General features: G+C 52.7%; 18 protein-coding genes. 8 read left to right on the top strand and 10 right to left on the bottom strand.

Annotated features, from left to right (window positions below; genetic code table 11):
- Positions 1 to 360 precede the first annotated feature (360 nt).
- A complete protein-coding gene (locus tag ACQZQY_RS16575; RefSeq protein WP_431296036.1) occupies positions 361 to 1,662 on the top strand; it encodes a D-amino acid dehydrogenase in 1,302 nt (433 codons plus the stop codon).
- Between the two features lie 72 nt (positions 1,663 to 1,734).
- Positions 1,735 to 2,808, top strand: coding sequence for a catabolic alanine racemase DadX (gene dadX / locus ACQZQY_RS16570; RefSeq protein WP_431296035.1), 1,074 nt, complete (start codon positions 1,735 to 1,737; stop codon positions 2,806 to 2,808).
- Between the two features lie 9 nt (positions 2,809 to 2,817).
- On the opposite strand, the gene ACQZQY_RS16565 is transcribed toward dadX, so the two are convergent.
- A complete protein-coding gene (locus ACQZQY_RS16565; RefSeq protein ID WP_136376708.1) occupies positions 2,818 to 4,014 on the bottom strand; it encodes a multidrug effflux MFS transporter in 1,197 nt (398 codons plus the stop codon).
- A 164-nt stretch (positions 4,015 to 4,178) separates the two neighbouring features.
- Positions 4,179 to 5,006, bottom strand: a complete 828-nt coding sequence (gene nadE / locus ACQZQY_RS16560) for an ammonia-dependent NAD(+) synthetase (RefSeq protein WP_122095207.1) — start codon at positions 5,004 to 5,006, stop codon at positions 4,179 to 4,181.
- A gap of 449 nt (positions 5,007 to 5,455) precedes the next feature.
- Here nadE and ACQZQY_RS16555 point away from each other — a divergent pair, with 449 nt between their 5' ends.
- Positions 5,456 to 6,220: a DUF481 domain-containing protein gene (locus tag ACQZQY_RS16555; protein ID WP_056770295.1), complete on the top strand. Its 765-nt coding sequence runs from the start codon at positions 5,456 to 5,458 to the stop codon at positions 6,218 to 6,220.
- Positions 6,221 to 6,482: 262 nt separating this feature from the next.
- Complete coding sequence (locus tag ACQZQY_RS16550) at positions 6,483 to 6,644, top strand: hypothetical protein (RefSeq protein WP_122095209.1); 162 nt, start codon at positions 6,483 to 6,485, stop codon at positions 6,642 to 6,644.
- A gap of 70 nt (positions 6,645 to 6,714) precedes the next feature.
- Here the strand turns inward: ACQZQY_RS16550 and ACQZQY_RS16545 are convergent, their stop codons facing one another.
- Complete coding sequence (locus ACQZQY_RS16545; RefSeq protein ID WP_056770300.1) at positions 6,715 to 7,989, bottom strand: YeaH/YhbH family protein; 1,275 nt, start codon at positions 7,987 to 7,989, stop codon at positions 6,715 to 6,717.
- A 34-nt stretch (positions 7,990 to 8,023) separates the two neighbouring features.
- Positions 8,024 to 9,958: a protein kinase YeaG gene (gene yeaG / locus ACQZQY_RS16540; RefSeq protein WP_056770303.1), complete on the bottom strand. Its 1,935-nt coding sequence runs from the start codon at positions 9,956 to 9,958 to the stop codon at positions 8,024 to 8,026.
- A gap of 551 nt (positions 9,959 to 10,509) precedes the next feature.
- Between yeaG and ACQZQY_RS16535 the strand changes: the two genes are divergently transcribed.
- A complete protein-coding gene (locus ACQZQY_RS16535) occupies positions 10,510 to 11,259 on the top strand; it encodes a MipA/OmpV family protein (protein WP_056770306.1) in 750 nt (249 codons plus the stop codon).
- Between the two features lie 130 nt (positions 11,260 to 11,389).
- Positions 11,390 to 12,244 (top strand): aldo/keto reductase, encoded by an 855-nt coding sequence (locus ACQZQY_RS16530; protein WP_431296034.1) that lies wholly within the window; start codon positions 11,390 to 11,392, stop codon positions 12,242 to 12,244.
- 81 nt (positions 12,245 to 12,325) lie between these two features.
- On the opposite strand, the gene ACQZQY_RS16525 is transcribed toward ACQZQY_RS16530, so the two are convergent.
- Together ACQZQY_RS16525 and gapA are read right to left on the bottom strand one after the other, a co-directional pair.
- Complete coding sequence (locus ACQZQY_RS16525) at positions 12,326 to 13,195, bottom strand: D-hexose-6-phosphate mutarotase (RefSeq protein WP_431296033.1); 870 nt, start codon at positions 13,193 to 13,195, stop codon at positions 12,326 to 12,328.
- A 181-nt stretch (positions 13,196 to 13,376) separates the two neighbouring features.
- On the bottom strand, positions 13,377 to 14,375 hold the full coding sequence (gene gapA / locus ACQZQY_RS16520; RefSeq protein ID WP_056770313.1) for a glyceraldehyde-3-phosphate dehydrogenase: 999 nt from the start codon (positions 14,373 to 14,375) through the stop codon (positions 13,377 to 13,379).
- A 349-nt stretch (positions 14,376 to 14,724) separates the two neighbouring features.
- Here gapA and msrB point away from each other — a divergent pair, with 349 nt between their 5' ends.
- Entirely contained in the window at positions 14,725 to 15,138 is a 414-nt protein-coding gene (msrB, locus tag ACQZQY_RS16515; protein WP_056770316.1) for a peptide-methionine (R)-S-oxide reductase MsrB, read from the top strand.
- A 94-nt stretch (positions 15,139 to 15,232) separates the two neighbouring features.
- Positions 15,233 to 15,505 (top strand): YeaC family protein, encoded by a 273-nt coding sequence (locus ACQZQY_RS16510; protein ID WP_056770320.1) that lies wholly within the window; start codon positions 15,233 to 15,235, stop codon positions 15,503 to 15,505.
- A 152-nt stretch (positions 15,506 to 15,657) separates the two neighbouring features.
- Here ACQZQY_RS16510 and ACQZQY_RS16505 read toward each other — a convergent pair whose 3' ends face one another.
- From ACQZQY_RS16505 to ansA, 4 genes are all read right to left on the bottom strand, one after another.
- Positions 15,658 to 15,945 carry a putative quinol monooxygenase gene (locus tag ACQZQY_RS16505; RefSeq protein WP_136377235.1) on the bottom strand — a complete coding sequence of 96 codons (288 nt, stop codon included), beginning with the start codon at positions 15,943 to 15,945 and terminating at the stop codon, positions 15,658 to 15,660.
- A complete protein-coding gene (locus ACQZQY_RS16500; protein WP_431296032.1) occupies positions 15,939 to 16,757 on the bottom strand; it encodes an alpha/beta fold hydrolase in 819 nt (272 codons plus the stop codon). Before ACQZQY_RS16500 ends, ACQZQY_RS16505 begins: the two co-directional genes overlap by 7 nt.
- A 193-nt stretch (positions 16,758 to 16,950) precedes the next feature.
- On the bottom strand, positions 16,951 to 17,580 hold the full coding sequence (gene pncA / locus ACQZQY_RS16495; protein ID WP_122095219.1) for a bifunctional nicotinamidase/pyrazinamidase: 630 nt from the start codon (positions 17,578 to 17,580) through the stop codon (positions 16,951 to 16,953).
- Positions 17,581 to 17,588: 8 nt separating this feature from the next.
- Positions 17,589 to 18,602, bottom strand: a complete 1,014-nt coding sequence (ansA, locus tag ACQZQY_RS16490; protein WP_056770331.1) for an asparaginase — start codon at positions 18,600 to 18,602, stop codon at positions 17,589 to 17,591.
- Between the last annotated feature and the right edge of the window lie 93 nt (positions 18,603 to 18,695).

Genomic DNA, 18,695 nt, shown 5'->3' with positions numbered 1-18,695 from the left:
GCAATCTGCGCAATAAATGAGGGAATATCACTGCGCGACTTCTTTGTAGTGGTTTGTTCTGATAAATGGCTTGTATACAAGAATAAATGCCCGTTATGAAAGCCGGGCTGATGGCCTTAAAACTCAATGACAGCAATGCTGTCATTGCTTTCATAAAACCATAAGTTTCTCTCTGCGCAGCATAAATGTTGCGTGATATCGTTATTTATTTCCGCCTATTGATAAATTTGCTGGTATGAACGATAAATAATTGTGAAACAACTCACGGTTATGAACGCCTGTGTTGGCGATTTTTAACAGTCAGGTTAATTTCCTGTCATCAGAATATTATGCTTTGTTTGGGCGTTGAGTGGAGTCGATATGCGTGTAGTGATTTTAGGCAGTGGTGTGGTCGGTGTCGCCAGTGCATGGTATCTGGCAAAAGCGGGTCATCAGGTGACGGTTATCGATCGTCAGTCCGGCCCGGCAGAAGAAACCAGCGCGGGCAATGCGGGGCAGATCTCACCGGGCTACGCGGCACCCTGGGCGGCTCCCGGCGTTCCGGTCAAGGCGGTGAAATGGATGTTTCAGAAACACGCGCCGCTGGCGATCCGCCTCGACGGCACGCAGTTCCAGCTCAAATGGATGTGGCAGATGCTGCGCAACTGCGACATGAACCATTATCAGACCAATAAAGGCCGCATGGTCCGGCTGGCAGAGTACAGCCGCGATTGCATGAAAGCGCTGCGCGAAGATACCGGCATTCAGTATGAAGGGCGTCAGGGCGGCACATTACAACTGTTTCGTACCGCGCAGCAGTTTGAAAGCGCCGCGAAAGATATCGCCGTGCTGGAAGATGCGGGCGTGCCGTATCAGTTGCTGGAGTCCGCACAGCTGGCGAGCGCAGAACCCGCGCTGGTACAGGTGGCGCACAAGCTGACCGGCGGGTTACGTTTGCCAAACGATGAAACCGGCGACTGCCAGATGTTTACCCGCAGGCTGGCGGAGATGGCGCGTCAGGCCGGCGTGGTGTTTGAATTTAACCGCACGGTGGATAAGCTGCATGTGGAAAACGGCGAAATTACCGGCGTGCAATGCGGCAATGACATCGTTAAAGCGGATGCTTATGTTGTGGCGTTCGGTTCCTATTCCACCGCGCTGCTGGCCGATCTGGTGTCGATCCCGGTGTATCCGCTGAAAGGCTATTCACTGACGATCCCGATTACCGATCCCGCTTCTGCACCAGTTTCCACCGTGCTGGATGAAACCTACAAAATTGCTATCACCCGTTTTGACGACCGTATCCGCGTGGGCGGCATGGCGGAGATCGTCGGCTTCAACCTGAAGCTGGCGCAGGCGCGCCGCGAAACACTGGAAATGGTGGTGAAAGATTTATACCCGAACGGAGGCAATGTCGAACAGGCCACTTTCTGGACCGGTCTGAGGCCGATGACGCCGGACGGCACGCCGATTGTCGGACGCACCTGCATCAAAAATCTGTTCCTGAATACCGGTCACGGTACGCTGGGCTGGACCATGGCCTGCGGCTCCGGCCAGTTGCTGTCAGACATTATGTCCGGCGTGACGCCGGCTATCCCCTCTGATGATTTATCCGTTGAGCGTTACAGCCCGGACTTTATTGCCCGCCCGGCGGGACCGCATAAAATGCATCCGGTGGGCTGATCCCGCTGCGCATTTCCGCCGGTGCAGCCGCTGTGCTGCACCGGCGTTACTTTGATCACTACCGGAGCTGGTATGCCTCGCCCGATTTCTGCCACTATCTCTCTCTCTGCGCTCACACATAACGTCAATGTCATCCGGGGTTTCGCGCCGGACAGTAAAATCTGGGCCGTGGTGAAAGCCAACGGCTACGGTCACGGCATCGAACGTATCTGGAAAAGTTTATCCGGCGCGGACGGCTTCGCCTTACTCGATTTTAAAGAAGCGATTTTACTGCGTGAATCAGGCTGGGAAGGCCCGATCCTGTTGCTCGAAGGGTTTTTCAGCGCGGCAGATATCGCCACCCTCGACCAGTATCGCCTGACCACGTCGGTTCACAGTGAATGGCAGATTGCCGCGCTGGCGCAGGCGCAAGTCAGTCACCCGGTGAACGTCTATCTGAAAGTGAACAGCGGCATGAACCGGCTGGGTTTTGCCCCTGAGCGTATTCCTGCGATGTGGAAAAAGCTGCGGGCACTCGGCCAGGTGGGGGACATCACGCTGATGAGCCACTTCGCCACCGCCGACAGCGCCCAAGGCGTGGACGCGCAAATGCAGGTCATCGCCCGGGCTGGCGCAGGGATCGGCGGGCTGCGTTGTCTGGCGAACTCTGCCGCGACGCTGTGGCATCCGCAGACCCATTACGACTGGGTGAGGCCGGGCATTGTGCTGTATGGCGCATCGCCGAGCGGGCAGTGGCAGGACATCGCCGGTACCGGTCTGCGCCCTGTTATGACGCTGCGCAGCGAGCTTATCGGCATTCAGACGCTGAACAGTGGCGATCGCGTGGGCTATGGCGCGCGGTATACGGCGGCGCAGGCTCAGCGTATCGGCGTGGTCGCCTGCGGTTATGCCGATGGCTACCCGCGCCATGCGCCTTCCGGTACGCCAGTCTGGGTGGACGGCGTGCGCACCAGCACGGTCGGGACGGTATCAATGGATATGCTGGCGGTGGATTTAACGCCATGCCCGCAGGCGCAGATTGGCGCACCGGTCGAGCTGTGGGGGAATCATCTTCCGGTGGATGAGGTGGCAACGGCGGCCGGTACGCTGGGTTATGAGCTGCTGACCGCGCTGGCCCCCCGCGTACCGGTGACGACTGTCGAATAAACAGCCTTATTAACGTTCCAGACGGGTCAGATTGCCCGTTGATTTTTTGCTGGCGCGACGCGCCAGCATCGCCAGACATCCTCCCGCCAGCATGACCAGCGCCACGCTCAGCTTCGGCTGCAACGGCAGTGCCATCGCAATAAACCCAAGTATCGCGCCACCGGCCATCTGTACCGAACCTACCAGCGCTGAGGCGACACCTGCCTCGCTGGAGTAAGGTTCGAGCGCGTAGCTGGTCGCCGGGCCCATCAGGAATGCCAGTCCGGCACAGGCGCTGGCAACCGGCAACATGTATAACCAGGTGGCGGTTTGCTCAGCCGGCGGAACCAGCGTGATCCCTGCAATCAGCCCTAAACAACCGGCGAACATCAGTATGCCCCCCGTTTTCAGACACACCGGACGTCCCACCTTGCGGATAATGCGGTTAGCCACAAAGCTCACCGCCATAATCCAGAAGCCGTTTGCGCCAAAGACGATGGAGAACTCCAGCGGAGACAGCCCGGCAACGTTCATCAGTACCGTCGGTGCCAGCGAGACGTAGGTCAGCGCCATGCCCATGGCTCCGGCATTGACCAGCGCAAAAGTGATGAAACGCGGATCCGATAAAATGCGTGCGTACTGGCGGAACGGCAGACCGCGGTTGGTGAGCGTATCCGCAGGGCGGGTTTCCGGCAGTTTGAAAATGACCAGCAGCAGGATGGCGATCGTATAGCCACTGAGCGCCCAGAAGGGCGCACGCCAGCCGTAAAACTGGGCAATCAGGCCACCTATCAGCGGGGCGAGTGCCGGGATAATATTCAGCGTGCCGTTGAGAAAACCGTAAGCGCGGGCGGCATCGTTGCCGCTCATGCGGTCACGCACGCCGCTGAAAATCACCACCGAGGTACAGCAGACCGCCAGCCCCTGAACCACGCGCGAGAGCAGGAACATCCACGGCGCCACGGACGTGGCGGCGACAATTGCCCCCGCCAGATAGACCAGCACGCCGATAATCGCGATCGGGCGACGACCGAATTTATCCACCAGCGGCCCTGCAACCAGTTGCCCCAGCCCCATGACCAGAATGAATAAGGAAATGGAGGACTGAATCACTGCCTCTGAGCTGTCTAAACCCACGGCAATTGCCGGGATGGCGGGCAGGTATAAATCAATACCGAGCGGGCCAAGCAATACCATGCTCAGCAACAGGAAAAGGAATTTTTGCATTGAAAACATCACTGTCAGTCATCCGAAAGGACGATAAGGGTAATGATTTAGTTAATGAATGAAAAGCAACTTGTGACAATCAGGGCGGTGCGGGAGTAGAGCGGGGCGGGAAAAAGCACGGACACGCAGAGCCTGTCCGTGCTGACGCGGGATTTACCGCGTGTTTATTTCTTCCAGAAATCGTCGAACACGGTGACCGGCGGCTGGCGTTTGTGCTCAGTGCGCAGATACCAGCCTTCGATGATTTTCGCCGAAGAGTCGTCGATCTTTTTCCCTTCCAGATAATCGTCGATCAGTTCGTAAGTCACGCCGAGCGCCACTTCATCCGGCAAGGCAGGGCGGTCTTCTTCTAAATCCGCCGTTGGCGCTTTGGTATAAAGGTGCGCCGGACAGCCCATTTCCCGAAGCAACGCTTTCCCCTGACGCTTGTTCAGACGGAAAATCGGGTTGATGTCGGTGCCGCCATCGCCGTATTTGGTGAAGAAACCGGTCACGGCTTCTGCCGCGTGATCGGTGCCGACCACCACGCCTTTCTTCATGCCCGCAATGCTGTACTGCGCTTTCATGCGTTCGCGGGCTTTTTCGTTACCCTTGATGAAATCGCTGAGTTCGATACCGATTTCGCGCAACGTCGCTTCACTGGCTAACACGGCGTTCTTGATATTGACGGTCAGGACCTGATCCGGCTGGATAAAGGTAATGGCATCCTGACAGTCGGATTCATCGGCCTGCACGCCATAAGGCAAGCGCACGGCAATGAACTGATAACTGTCGTCGGCAGTTTCCGCACGTAATTCGCTAATTGCCGTTTGGCAAAGTTTGCCGGTGAGAGTAGAATCCTGCCCGCCGCTGATGCCCAGTACCAGTGATTTAATAAATGGATGGGCCAGCAGATAATTTTTGAGAAAATCGACGCTGACACGCACTTCCTGCGCGGCATCGATTTGCGGTTTAACGTGCAGAGCCTGAATAATCTCTTGTTGTAAAGCCATTGACCACTCCTCCTGAAGGCTGCCTTCGAGGAACCCGAGGCAAAAAATAAGACGTTATCAGGATAAACCTACCCCGCATCGCTCAAAAGGACAAGATTCAGCAGATCGTTCGGCGCAAATCTGTACGCTGCCGGGCGCCGCTTCTTCGCCTCAGGATGCAGTCATGACGTTCACGCCCTGAAACGAAAAATCAAGGCGGGAAAGTGTAATGATTGCGTTTTTTTATGGCAGGAAGTTATGCAAAAAATATAAGTGGTTAGGAACTGTCTAAAAAGGTCGCTTTATTAAGATCTCGCGGGCTGAGTACGTTATATTTGTTGCGGTAAAAATAGTTGTATGTATGTGCCATCGAAACGGAGTTGCCAGGCTTGATTAACGGATCCTAATTAATGGCATAAATCGTGTAGTTCAATATCGTTATTTGCCTTAAGTCTTATTGGGGAAGCAAAATGTTTTTTCGGGTTGTACGTCGTTTACCAGCGTGTGCCGTAGTCTGCGGTGCAGCGCTGTTCAGTATCTCAAGCCTTGCAGACACTACTATTTTCACTGCGTTAGATGATCCCGCTCAGGCGAAGAAGCCGTTCGTAGGGAATGTTCAGGCGGGTTACAGTGCACAAACCGGTAACACCAGCAACTCCACGCTGAATGCCGATACCACCATGACCTGGTTTGATACCAACACCGCTTACAGCTTGTGGGGTTCTGCACGTAACACCTCCTCTTCCGGTGTCCGTTCATCCGAGAAATATCAGGCCGGTGCGCGTACCCGTTACAATATGGACAACGCTAACTACCTGTTTGGTCAGGCAAGCTGGCTGAGTGACCGCTACAACGGTTATCGCGCGCGCGATGTGGCCACCGTCGGTTACGGTCGTCAGATCTGGAGCGGTCCGGTCCACACGCTGAATCTGGAAGCAGGTCCGGGTGTGCGTCATGATGAATTCCAGGCAGGCGGCAATTCCACCCGTGCGCTGGCTTACGGCTCAGGCACTTACGGTTATCAGATCAGCGATACCGCGAAGTTCACTCAGGGCGTTTCAGTATTAGCGAACGATGAAACCACGCTGAACTCCGAAACCGCGCTGACCGTTGCCATCAACAGCCACTTCTCTTTGAAAGTGGCTTACGACGTGACGTACAACACCAAACCACCCGCCAGTGCGCCGGATAAAACCGACACCGTCACTTCTGTGAACCTGGTGTACGGCATGTAATTTTCCCGCCGGGAAGAAGAATTTAAAAAGCCAGAGGAGCAATCTTCTGGTTTTTTTTTGCTTGTGACGGGCGTTAAACCTCTGTTCATTCCTTTCCACACTGCTCGACGTTTTCCGCCGTTAATAATAAATTACGTAAAAGTTCGGTAAAAAAACAAACTCTTCTGAAAATCTGCCGATAACTACCTCATCATATTGTCTTGCAGATTAACGGGAGCACAGCCTGAAAAATTCAAATTTGGCATTTGAGGAAGCATGCAGAATGGTAGGCGAGTGCTGCCTGATGTTTGCATCGAATGGGGAGGAAATCAGCCGGGCACGGGTGGCGTTATGGCTTGCCCGCGCCAGAGAAGAAGCCCCGCAGATGAACGGTGAGCAGGAGGATCCGCTGCTACTGGCGATTAACTTCCTGAAAGGGGGATGAGCGAAATGACACTGTCATGAACAACAAAAAAGCCGGCATCTGTGCCGGCTTTTGACATTGACGGGTTCGGTTATCCGTTTTCAGTTTGTTTATGGAAAAGCTCCCTGAAGACCGGATAAATATCTTCCTGTTCACGGATATGCTGCATCGCGAAATTACCGAATTTCTGCTGCAACACTTCGTATTCACGCCACAGCGTCTGATGGGCGCGGCGGGTGATTTCGATATAACTGTAATAACGCACCATGGGCAGGATCTTCTGCGCCAGAAGCTGGTGGCACAGAGGGGAGTCGTCAGCCCAGTTGTCGCCATCGGAGGCCTGCGCGGCGTAAATGTTCCACTGCGCCGGGTCGTAACGTTCCTGAATGACTTCATCCATCAGCTTCAGTGCGCTCGACACGATGGTGCCGCCGGTTTCCTGCGAGTAGAAGAACTCCTGTTCATCCACTTCTTTTGCCTGTGTATGGTGACGGATATAGACCACATCGACGTTTTTATACGTCCGGCTCAGGAACAGATAGAGCAGAATGTAAAAACGTTTGGCCATGTCTTTGGTCGCCTGATCCATAGAACCCGAGACATCCATCAGACAGAACATCACCGCCTGGCTTGAAGGTTCGGCGCGACGCTCATAGTTGCGATAACGTAAATCAAAGGTATCGATAAACGGCGTTTTAGCGATTTTCGCCCGCAGCTCAGCTATCTCTTTGCGCAGCCGTTCCTCTTCCAGTAACTGTGCCGGTTCGCTGATTTCAACCTCAGAAAGCGTCGATTCCAGTTCACGCAGCTCCCGTTTTTTACCGGCCGTCATCGCCGTTCGGCGCGCCAGCGAGTTTTGCAAAGAACGCACCACGCTGATGTTGGCCGGCACACCGTTAGAGGTATAACCGGAGCGATGGGTTTTATACTCATTCAGCTGTTTATGCTGATTTTTTTTCAAATTAGGCAGCGCCAGATCTTCAAATAACAGATCGAGATATTCGTCTTTGGAAATCTGGAAGGAGAATTCATCCTCGCCTTCACCGTCCTGGCTGGCATCGCCCTGACCACTGCCGCCGCCACCGCCCCCTTGCGGTCGCTCGATGCGGTCATTCTGCACAAAGTGGTCATTGCCGGGGTGAACACGGTGGCGTAAGCCACCGCGGCCCTGATGGAACATGGGTTCATTGATATCCGCATTGGGGATCGACACTGACTCCCCGCTGTCGACGTCGGTAACCGAACGCTTGTTAATGGCCTCGGCAATCGACTGTTTGATTTGCGACTTATAGCGGCGCAAAAAGCGCTGGCGGTTAACCGCGCTTTTATTTTTGCCATTAAGCCGACGGTCAATAAAATACGTCATATTTCCCCCAAACGGCGTTGCCAACGATCCCCTGTTACGAGGATTTTCTCACGCGCAGATACCATTCACACAGCAGGCGAACCTGTTTGCGTGTATATCCTTTCTCCATCATTCTGTCGACAAAATCATCATGTTTCTTCTGTTCATCGGTCGACGTTTTGGCATTGAACGAAATAACCGGCAGTAACTCCTCGGTATTGGAGAACATTTTTTTCTCGATGACCGTGCGCAGTTTTTCGTAACTGGTCCAGTTCGGGTTACGGCCGCTGTTATTGGCACGGGCACGCAGCACGAAGTTGACAATCTCATTACGGAAATCTTTTGGATTACTGATCCCGGCTGGTTTTTCGATTTTTTCCAGCTCGGCATTCAGCGATTCACGGTCAAACAGTTGTCCGGTATCCGGGTCGCGATACTCCTGATCCTGGATCCAGAAGTCAGCGTATGTGACATAACGGTCGAAAATGTTTTGTCCATATTCGGAGTAGGATTCCAGATAAGCGGTCTGGATCTCTTTGCCGATAAACTCGGCGTATTTCGGGATCAGATAACCTTTCAGGTGCTCCAGATATTTTTCAGCAACGTCCTGCGGGAACTGTTCGCGCTCGATTTGCTGTTCCAGCACGTAGAACAGATGCACCGGGTTGGCCGCCACTTCCACATGGTCAAAGTTGAACACGCGGGAGAGGATTTTAAACGCGAAACGCGTGGACAGCCCGTTCATGCCTTCGTCCACGCCCGCATAATCGCGGTATTCCTGATAAGACTTGGCTTTCGGGTCGGTATCTTTCAGGCTTTCACCGTCGTATACCCGCATTTTGGAATAGCTGCTGGAGTTTTCCGGCGTTTTCAGGCGGGAAAGAATCGAGAAGCGGGCCAGTGTTTCCAGGGTTCCCGGCGCGCACGGTGCATGAGAAAGCTCACTGTTGCTGAGCAGTTTGTCGTAGATTTTCATCTCTTCGGACACGCGCAGGCAGTAAGGGACTTTCACGATGTAGACACGGTCAAGGAAGGCTTCATTATTCTTGTTGTTACGGAACGTCACCCACTCAGATTCGTTGGAGTGCGCCAGAATAATGCCGTTGAACGGCAGGGCGGAAATGCCTTCAGTACCGTTATAGTTACCTTCCTGCGTCGCCGTCAGTAACGGGTGCAGCACTTTAATCGGTGCTTTGAACATCTCGACGAATTCCATCACACCCTGGTTAGCACGGCACAGCGCGCCGGAGTAACCGTAGGCATCAGGATCGTTTTGCGCGTGGTTTTCCAGTTTACGGATATCCACTTTCCCGACCAGCGCGGAGATGTCCTGGTTGTTTTCATCGCCGGGCTCGGTTTTCGCGATAGCGATTTGTTCGAGGATCGACGGCCAGACTTTCACGACTTTGAATTTGGTGATGTCGCCGCCAAATTCGTGTAAACGTTTCGCGGCCCACGGCGACATGATGGTGCCGAGATAACGCGGAGGGATGTTGTATTCTTTTTCAAGAATGTGCGCATCTTCTTGCGGATTAAACAGACACAGCGGATGATCGTTTACCGGGCTGCGGTCGCCGTTGGCGCTCAGCACATAAATCGGTACGCGTTGCATCAGAGATTTCAGCCGTTCGGCCAGTGAGGATTTACCGCCACCCACCGGGCCCAGTAAATAGAGGATTTGTTTCTTTTCTTCCAGGCCCTGCGCGGCATGTTTCAGGTAGGAGACGATCTGTTCGATGGCCTCTTCCATACCGTAAAACTCTTCAAATGCAGGGTAACGTGCAACAACACGGTTCGAGAATAAACGCGACAGGCGAGGTTCAAGCGCGGTATCTACCATCACTGGTTCACCGATTGCCATCAACAGACGTTCCGCCGCATTGACATAAGCACTGCGATCTTGCCGAGCAATGGTAAGAAATTCCTGCAGTGTGAACTCTTCGTCCTTGGCAGCCTCATAGCGCTGGCGATAATGGTCAAATATGTTCATACGATGCCCGTCCTTCGTTATTTTACCTTTCGTTCCTGGGATCGCGTCTGCCATTCCAGTGACTGGGGTAAAGCACAGGTTAATGAGAGCGTAAATCTGGATCTACACAATCGCTCCCGGAAGAAAGATCCCACCTGAATACAGCAACCCTTATGCCAACTTGCAGAACCCCTTGGATGCAGACAGTTGCGAATGACTAAAAACTGTCTTAAATCGGTGGAGCGGGCAACCGGTTCAGGCTAAGTCTTTCATCTATTTATAAGCGTAGTTTGGCATTAGAAAAATTTCCTCTCTGCTTCTGGCGTTTTTTAAGTCATATCAATGACTCAGTTCCTGCAAATCGTCTGAAAAGCCTTACAGGACGTGCCTTCAGGGCCGAAAGTGTTTTCTTTAGTCATTTTTATTTCATATTTTGCAGATAAATTATGCGATCGCCTCTGTTTTACTGAGTAAAGCTGTCTCAGCACAATCTGAAAAACTGTAAATGCTAAGCGCAATGTTTAACGTTCATTTACACTAGCCACGATTTTTTACTTAATGGAATTAAGACAATGAAAATTTCAAACCTTAAAACACTGTCCATCGTGGGCGCGGCAGTGCTTTGCAGCCATGCAGCCGTGGCTGGCACCTGGTCACTCGGCGCATCTGCGCTGGGCGACGTCAACCCGTATCGCGGTTATGACAATAAAGTCTTGCCAGTGCCAATTGTCTCTTACGAGGGGGATGATTTTTATTTCAAATCACTGACTGCGGGTTACTACCTGTGGAAAGACGATAAGAACAAGTTCAGCGCGACCACCACATATGTACCTTTCGGGTTTGACCCGGATGACAGCGATGACAATCAGATGAAACATCTGAACAAACGTCGCGGCACCTTATACGCGGGTCTGGCGTATTCACATATCGAAGACTGGGGTACGCTGCGTGCTACCTTCAACGGCGATGTATTGAATAACAGTAACGGTTTGCTGGCTGATGCGGCGTACCTGTACCCGATCCGCCAGGATAACTGGGCGCTGATCCCGGGCTTTGGTGTGATGTACAACAGCAGCAATCAGAATGACTATTACTATGGCGTTACCAAGGGTGAGTCACGTCGCAGCGGCCTGAGCAGCTACTCCGCCGATGACAGCTTCAGCCCGTACGCTGAGCTTTCTGCACGTTATAACTTCACCCGCGAGTGGCAGGCATTCTTCACCGGCCGCTATATTCGTCTGGCGGATGAAGTGAAAGACAGCCCGATGGTCGATAAGTCATATTCTGCGATTATCTGGACAGGTGTTACTTACACCTTCTGATGCAATGCACCGCGATGGTGAACATCTTGCACATTAATGGGGCTTTTCGCCCCATTTGCACATTTAGAGTTCAGTGAGCTTTAAAACCATCGAATAAACTTTTCAGCCACGACCCAACCGGAGGAAACAGATGAAAGCGAAAACCGTGCAATTCCCTGATGGCACGACAGTTCCCGCAATCGGACAAGGTACCTGGTATATGGGGGAGCGAAACAGCGATCTCCGCGCCGAAGTAAGGGCTTTACAGCAGGGGCTGGACGCCGGTATGACCTTGATTGATACCGCAGAAATGTACGCAGACGGCGGTGCGGAAAGGGTGGTCGGTGAAGCCATTGCAGGGCGTCGTGATGCGGCGTTTCTGGTATCAAAAGTGTACCCGCACCATGCCGGTGGCGCGAAAGCTATCGCCGCCTGTGAACAGAGCCTGAAGCGGTTAAAAACGGAGTGTATAGACCTGTACCTGTTGCACTGGCGTGGTTCGATTCCGTTACATGACACGGTGGCGGCGATGGAGACATTGCAGGCATCCGGCAAAATCCGCCGCTGGGGCGTCTCGAATCTCGACACTGACGATATGCAGGCACTGTGGAAAATCCCCGGTGGTCAGGCGTGCATGACCAATCAGGTGCTGTATCACGCCGCCGCCCGTGGCATTGAATTTGATCTGCTGCCGTGGTGTGAAGAGCACAGCGTACCGGTGATGGCTTACTGCCCGCTGGCCCAGGCGGGTAAATTGCGTCACGACGTGCTAACGTCAGCGGTGATGCAGGATATCGCCAGTGCGCGGGGCGTCAGCAGTTCGCAGGTTGCGCTGGCGTGGGTCACCCGTACGGGCAACGTGATCGCGATTCCAAAGGCAGTTCAGCCTCAGCATGTCAAAGATAATGCGGCGGCGCTGACGCTCAGCCTGACGGAAGATGAAATAGCGCGAATCGACGCAGCATTCCCGGCACCGAACCATAAAACGCCGCTGGATATGGTCTGACACCAGATCATCACTTCAACCTTAAGACGACAAAAAGGGGCCAGATGGCCCCTTTGTTATGTCTATGCAAACGCCAGCCGTTTATTTGCGCAGGGAGAACGTTACCGCCAGACGCGCCGGAGCGGCATGTGTAGAAACGTGCGGATGGGAAACTTGCGCAGTTTCCACGCAGACCATGGTTTTATAACCATCATCGGGCATGTCTGCCATGCTGACAGACAGCGCCGAGCCTGGATTCCATGCCACCACATCGCTGTTGTTTTCATGTGCGATAACCAGCGTGCGTTTTAGCACAGGATCGACGATTTCGCTGGTCGCCTGCGGCTGGGTGTAAATGCGGTCAGTCTGGCCGGTAAAGGTCAAATCACCTTCTTCCTGCCTGGCTTTTGCGCCGTCAACTTTATCGATGAAGCTGTTGCCCAGACCTTTAATGCTGACACCGGCGATATCGCCAATGTTGAAATAGGTGTGCAGGGCACTGTTGGCCTCGAAATCACCGGTAGATTCAAGCTCAATGTGGCAGGTTTCGCCCAGCGTGAAGCGGGCTGTCAGTGTGAAATCATGTGGCCAAAGTTCGCGCGTTTTTTCACAGCTTTTCAGCGTCAGCGTCAACACCACGCCCTGTTGGGTTTCCTGGTGTTCGGTCAGTGTCCACGGCATGTTTCGTGCGAAACCATGGGAAGGTTTACCGGCAGGGCCGAACCACGGCCAGCAGATTGGAATGCCGCCACGTATTGCCACGCCTTCTTTGAATGCGCTGGCGCTGCTCATCCACAGCACCGGTTCTTCGCCTTCCGGTTGCCATGCCAGCAGATGTGCGCCCTGAAGGGCCACGGCTGCATGAACTTTCGGATGGGCAACCACGATAACCGGGAGTTCATCGATCTGACGCTGGCTGATGGTGGTGGAGATTTGGTTTACAACGGGTAGGGAGAGGAGTTGCTCGATCATTATCTGGTGTCCTGTTGATTTTATATCGGGTAGATAAATAATTACGATGATAAGAACCAAGACTACAGATGAACGGAAGCTTTGTGATTGATCGCACTCATGTGCCTGATAAAAAGTGCATCTGACAGAAAGCAAAAGGGCGACTTGCGTCGCCCTTCAATCAGTTCATCAACATTGCCAATTATTTGGAAACGTGAGAAATCAGATCCAGAACTTTATTTGAGTAGCCAGTTTCGTTGTCGTACCAGGAAACCAGTTTCACAAAGTTGTCGTTCAGAGCGATACCTGCTTTCGCATCAAATACGGAAGTCAGTTTTTCGCCGTTGAAGTCGGTAGAAACAACGTCGTCTTCGGTGTAACCCAGAACGCCTTTCAGATCGCCTGCTTCAGAAGCTGCTTTGATCACTGCGCAGATTTCTTTGTAGGTCGCTGGTTTTTCCAGACGTGCAGTCAGGTCAACCACGGAAACGTTAGGGGTAGGAACGCGGAACGCCATACCAGTCAGTTTGCCGTTCAGAGCTGGGATAACTTTACCTACTGCTTTAGCAGCACCGGTAGAAGAAGGGATGATGTTCTGGGATGCGCCGCGGCCGCCGCGCCAGTCTTTGTGAGACGGGCCATCGACAGTTTTCTGAGTTGCGGTAGTTGCATGAACAGTGGTCATCAGCGCTTCAACGATACCGAAGTTGTCGTTGATCACTTTAGCCAGTGGTGCCAGGCAGTTAGTGGTGCAAGATGCGTTAGAAACGATTTCCTGACCTGCGTATTCTTTATGGTTAACGCCCATAACGAACATAGGGGTGTCATCTTTAGATGGACCAGTCAGAACCACTTTCTTAGCGCCAGCAGTGATGTGCTTACGTGCAGTCGCGTCGTCCAGGAACAGGCCAGTTGCTTCAGCAACAACATCAACGTTCACTTCATTCCATTTCAGGTTAGCTGGGTCACGCTCAGCGGTAACACGGATGGTTTTGCCGTTAACAACCAGGTGACCGTCTTTCACTTCTACGGTACCGTTGAAACGACCATGAGTTGAGTCGTACTTCAGCATGTATGCCATGTATTCTGCGTCTAACAGATCGTTGATTGCTACGATCTCGATGTCAGAACGTTCCTGAGCAGCACGGAAAACAATGCGACCGATACGGCCAAAACCGTTGATACCTACTTTGATAGTCATATATTCCACCAGCTATTTTTTTAGTGAATAAAAGGTTGGTTGTAAAATTACAAAAACCTTGCTGAGCGTCAAGCGGAATCGTGTCAATTATTGCTGTAAGTCAAAGCGACGACCTACTGTTGTTCGCTTATTGCACGTTCCGTTTTTTTAATCGGCTCACAACCACATGGGGGCGAAAAACTGAATATAAAGGGTCACAAGAGCAGGATTGTGATCGCCATCACAAGTTGGAGCTGGCTAACGCTGATGCCCTACAGTTTAGGACAAAACAGGCAGACCTGTTGTTAATTTTTTGTTATTATAAACTGTTATTTTAGTTGATTTTTCTATTCGTCAGAGAACGATTATTATGAGCAATGAATCCAAATCATCTTCTTCACTCGAACAACTTACTGAAATTCAACGTTATGTGACGCAGGAACACGGTACGGAGCGTCCGTATACGGGTAAACTGCTGCACAATAAACGCGACGGCATCTACCATTGCCTGGTCTGCAACGCGCCTCTGTTCTACTCCGACACCAAATATGACTCCGGATGCGGCTGGCCAAGTTTTTATCAGCCGGTTGAACACGACGCCATTACTTACCTGACCGACAATACCCACGGTATGGAGCGGGTGGAAATTCGCTGTTCGAATTGCGAAGCGCATTTAGGGCACGTTTTCCCTGACGGCCCGGAGCCGACCGGTGAGCGTTATTGCGTCAACTCCGCGTCGATGAGTTTTATCGACGGTGAAAACGGCGATAAAACCGCAGGCTGAGCGACAGAGACAACCTGACGTAATTTTACCGACAAAATCGATTCAGCAATTATTCAAATTCCCGTGAATAATGGTGACGAGCAGGGGGTAGCAGATGGAAATAAATCAACTCATTGATGTGATGACGCCGGAAATTTACGCGCGTCTGGCACAGGCCGTCGAACTGGGCAAATGGCCCGACGGCGTGGCGCTGACCCCGGAACAAAAAGATCATAGTTTGCAGGCAGTGATGCTGTATCAGTCGCGTCACAACGTGGACGCGCAACACATGAGCATCGGCACCGACGGCCAGATCGTCACGAAAAGCAAACAGGAACTGAAACAACAGTTCGCGGAAGAGACGTTGATTCGGCTCAGACCGGAGTAACAGAAAATCTTTCGGGTAAATACCTTCTGTTGTACCGGGGTTGGAGGGAATTTCCTTTTAACCCGCCGGCGTCAGCAGAAGGTAACAAGCCCCGGTTTGCGGGGCTTTTTTCTGATTTCCCTGGCATTCATTATCTTTCAGAGCTGGCGCCGTTATAACGCACTTTTCATCAGAATATAGGTGGCGTCTTTGCGTTTGTGTTGATCAATCAGCGGGACAAGCCGTTTGAAGTGCTCACTGGCACAATGTGCCTCGAGTGCTGCATGGTCTGGCCACTCTTCAATAAAAATGAAATGACCCGGATCCTTTTCATCAATGAACAGATGATAAGCAAGGCATAAAGGTTCCCGTTGGGTGGCCTCAACCAACTCGGAATAAAATGGCATGACTGTGCCGATCGACTCCGGTTTAATAAAATCTTCTGCAATCACTTTTAACATGTTTTTCTCCTGAGATGTTCTCCCTCCAGATTTTCCAACATCGCGTCAAGTACATCGCCCGGCCTTTCCAGCACGGCCAGATGCGTGATGGCATTCTCCAGCCGTTTCACCGCAAAGAAATCATGATCCGCCGCGAAACGCTGTTGTAAAAGCAGGTATTCGTCATTTCTGTCGAGGGAATAAATGTGGGTAGCCTTTGGCGGATGACGGAGTTTTTCGAGGCGCCGCAAAGGCGAACCGTGCTGATGATAAGCGTCGGCAATGACCTGTCCTGCAAGTCGCCACAGCTGGAAACTGGATACGGACATTTCGGTTTTAAGATGGTGGATGATGTCGGGTGATTCGCTTCCTGCCAGCCAAAATTCGTACAGTTCATTTCGGGCGTTTTTCCAGCTATTTGCATCCTGCATCTCTTCGATTGAACTGAAGAATTCCGGCGCGGGTTGATTCATTATCCAGTCAAGAAAGACCACTGCAGGCACGCGTTCTGGTAAACGTTCAGCCAGATCAACGGCTATCCAGCTGGCATGCGCAACGGAAACAGGGATTACCCGCAGAAGATTGAGGTGTCCGATGAGTGCCAGAGCGTCGGTTAATAACGCCGCGCCGTCAAAGTCCCGGCCATCGGTCGATGATTTTCCATGACCTCGCCAGTCGATAATCACCACGCGAAATCTGCTGGCCGCCATCGCAGCGAACTCATGGAAAACCGTTTTCGGCTGGCACCAACCCGGCATGAGAAAAAACGTCGTGTCACCCGCACCCATGTCCTGATAATCGATATCGCCATGTGCTGTGTGCAAAACAGGCATGCAAACGTCCCTCGTGAAATGAATGAAGGACTACCCTAACCGATCTCATCAATTAAACAAGATTAAACTTGGTAAATTAACGTCAAGGTGTTCGGACATACAGTGTCACGCCTGAGTCTTTCGGACATTTTCTTTAATTTCAGGGGAATGCACGGCATCGGGGCGCCTGCGACAAAGACGCCCCATAACGAAATTACGCCAGAACCTCAGCCGAGGTGCTCACTTTCGCGCCCGCCTGTTGCATGGCGTCAATGGCGTCGCTGCTGTCCTGCGGTTGAAGATTTACACCACGGCAGCCATCGGTAATCAGTGTGACCTCATAACCCTGCGTCAGCGCATCCAGCACGGTAAATTTCACACAGTAATCCGTGGCGAGGCCCATGACGTACAGATGGGTGATTTTGGCCGCTTTCAGCCAGTCGTTCAGCATGGTTGCCGAAAGATGTCCGTTATCGTAAAACGCGCTGTAACTGTCGATATCCAGATTCGTGCCTTTCTGCACCACGAAATCCAGACGTTGTGTCTCCAGCGCCGGGTGAAACTCTGCGCCGGGTTCGTTTTGCACACAATGCACTGGCCACCAGACCTGCGGCAGGCCGTCCAGTTCACCCATCGTCCAGGCTTCTGCATGTGAGTTCACCGCAAAACTGCGATGCTTTGCGGGGTGCCAGTCCTGAGACGCCACGACGGCGACATTGCGCTTTTTACACCACGCCATCATCTGATTGGCGACCGCAATCGTGGCATCACCTTCAGCAACGGCTAATGCGCCGCCCTGACAAAAATCATTTTGCAGATCAACCAGCAACAATGCAGATTTCATATCGCCTCTTATTCAGTGAGTTCGCCGCGCAGGTTTTGCTGCATCAGTTCCCGGATTGCTTCAGGGGTGTGTGACTGGCTGAGCAGATAATGCAGTTTGGTCAGCGCCGCCTCAACGGTCATATCAAACCCGCTGATCACACCCGAATGCGCCAGCGCGTTGCCGGTAGCATAGCCGCCCATGTTCACGCGACCGGAAATACATTGCGTCAGGTTAACCACCACAATGCCACGCTCCGACGCGTCTTTCAGAACTTTCAGCAAATCGCCTTTCTGCGGCGCATTTCCCACGCCGTAGGAGCGCAGAATTAAGGCTTTGACCGGCTGCATCAGGAAGTTTTGCACCACTTCTGCGGAAATTCCCGGATAAATCGTCACCACGCCAATAGGCTGCGGAGTGATGTTGTGGACTTTCAGACTGGCGGCCGGCACCTGCGGCAGGGACGGCGTGGAAAGGCGGCGGATGTGGATCCCGGCTTCCAGAAGCGGCGTCAGATTCGGTGATGCGAAGGCATCAAAACCATCCGCGTGCGCTTTGGTGCTGCGGTTGCCGCGATACAGACGATTGTTGAAGAACAGCGTCACTTCGTTGACCGGATGATTTGCGGCAATGTACAGGGAATTGAGCAGGTTGATTTGTCCGTCAGAACGCAGCGCTTCGAGCGGAATTTGTGACCCTGTCACAATAACCGGCTTGCTCAGGTTTTCCAGCATGAACGACAGCGCCGAGGCGGTGAACGCCATCGTGTCGGTGCCGTGCAGGATAACGAAACCGTCGTAATCTTCGTAATGTGCCTGAATATCATCAGCGATGTGTTGCCAGTCTTCCGGCGTCATGTCGGAGGAATCCATCAGCGGGGCGTATTCCTGAATGGTGAACTCAGGCATTTCAGGGCGATGGAATTCCGGCATCAGCGCCAGCTGTCGCTGCAGGTGGCCGGAAACCGGAATGTAACCCTGTTCTGAACGCTGCATACCGATGGTGCCGCCGGTGTAGGCAACATAAATAGATTTTTTAGTCATCGAAGGTGTTCTTTTTATAGAAAGGTGAAAGCAACTGCGGTGAGTATAAAGACTTCGCTGCCGGTGTCCCACCCAAAAAAAGCCCGGAGTCTC

Origin of the sequence: Rahnella sp. PAMC25559, from assembly GCF_050632365.1 — a bacterium.
Classification (GTDB): Bacteria; Pseudomonadota; Gammaproteobacteria; order Enterobacterales; family Enterobacteriaceae; genus Rahnella; species Rahnella rivi.
The sequence above is the reverse complement of the archived record's forward strand: the minus strand, read 5'-3'. Positions and strand labels throughout refer to the sequence as shown.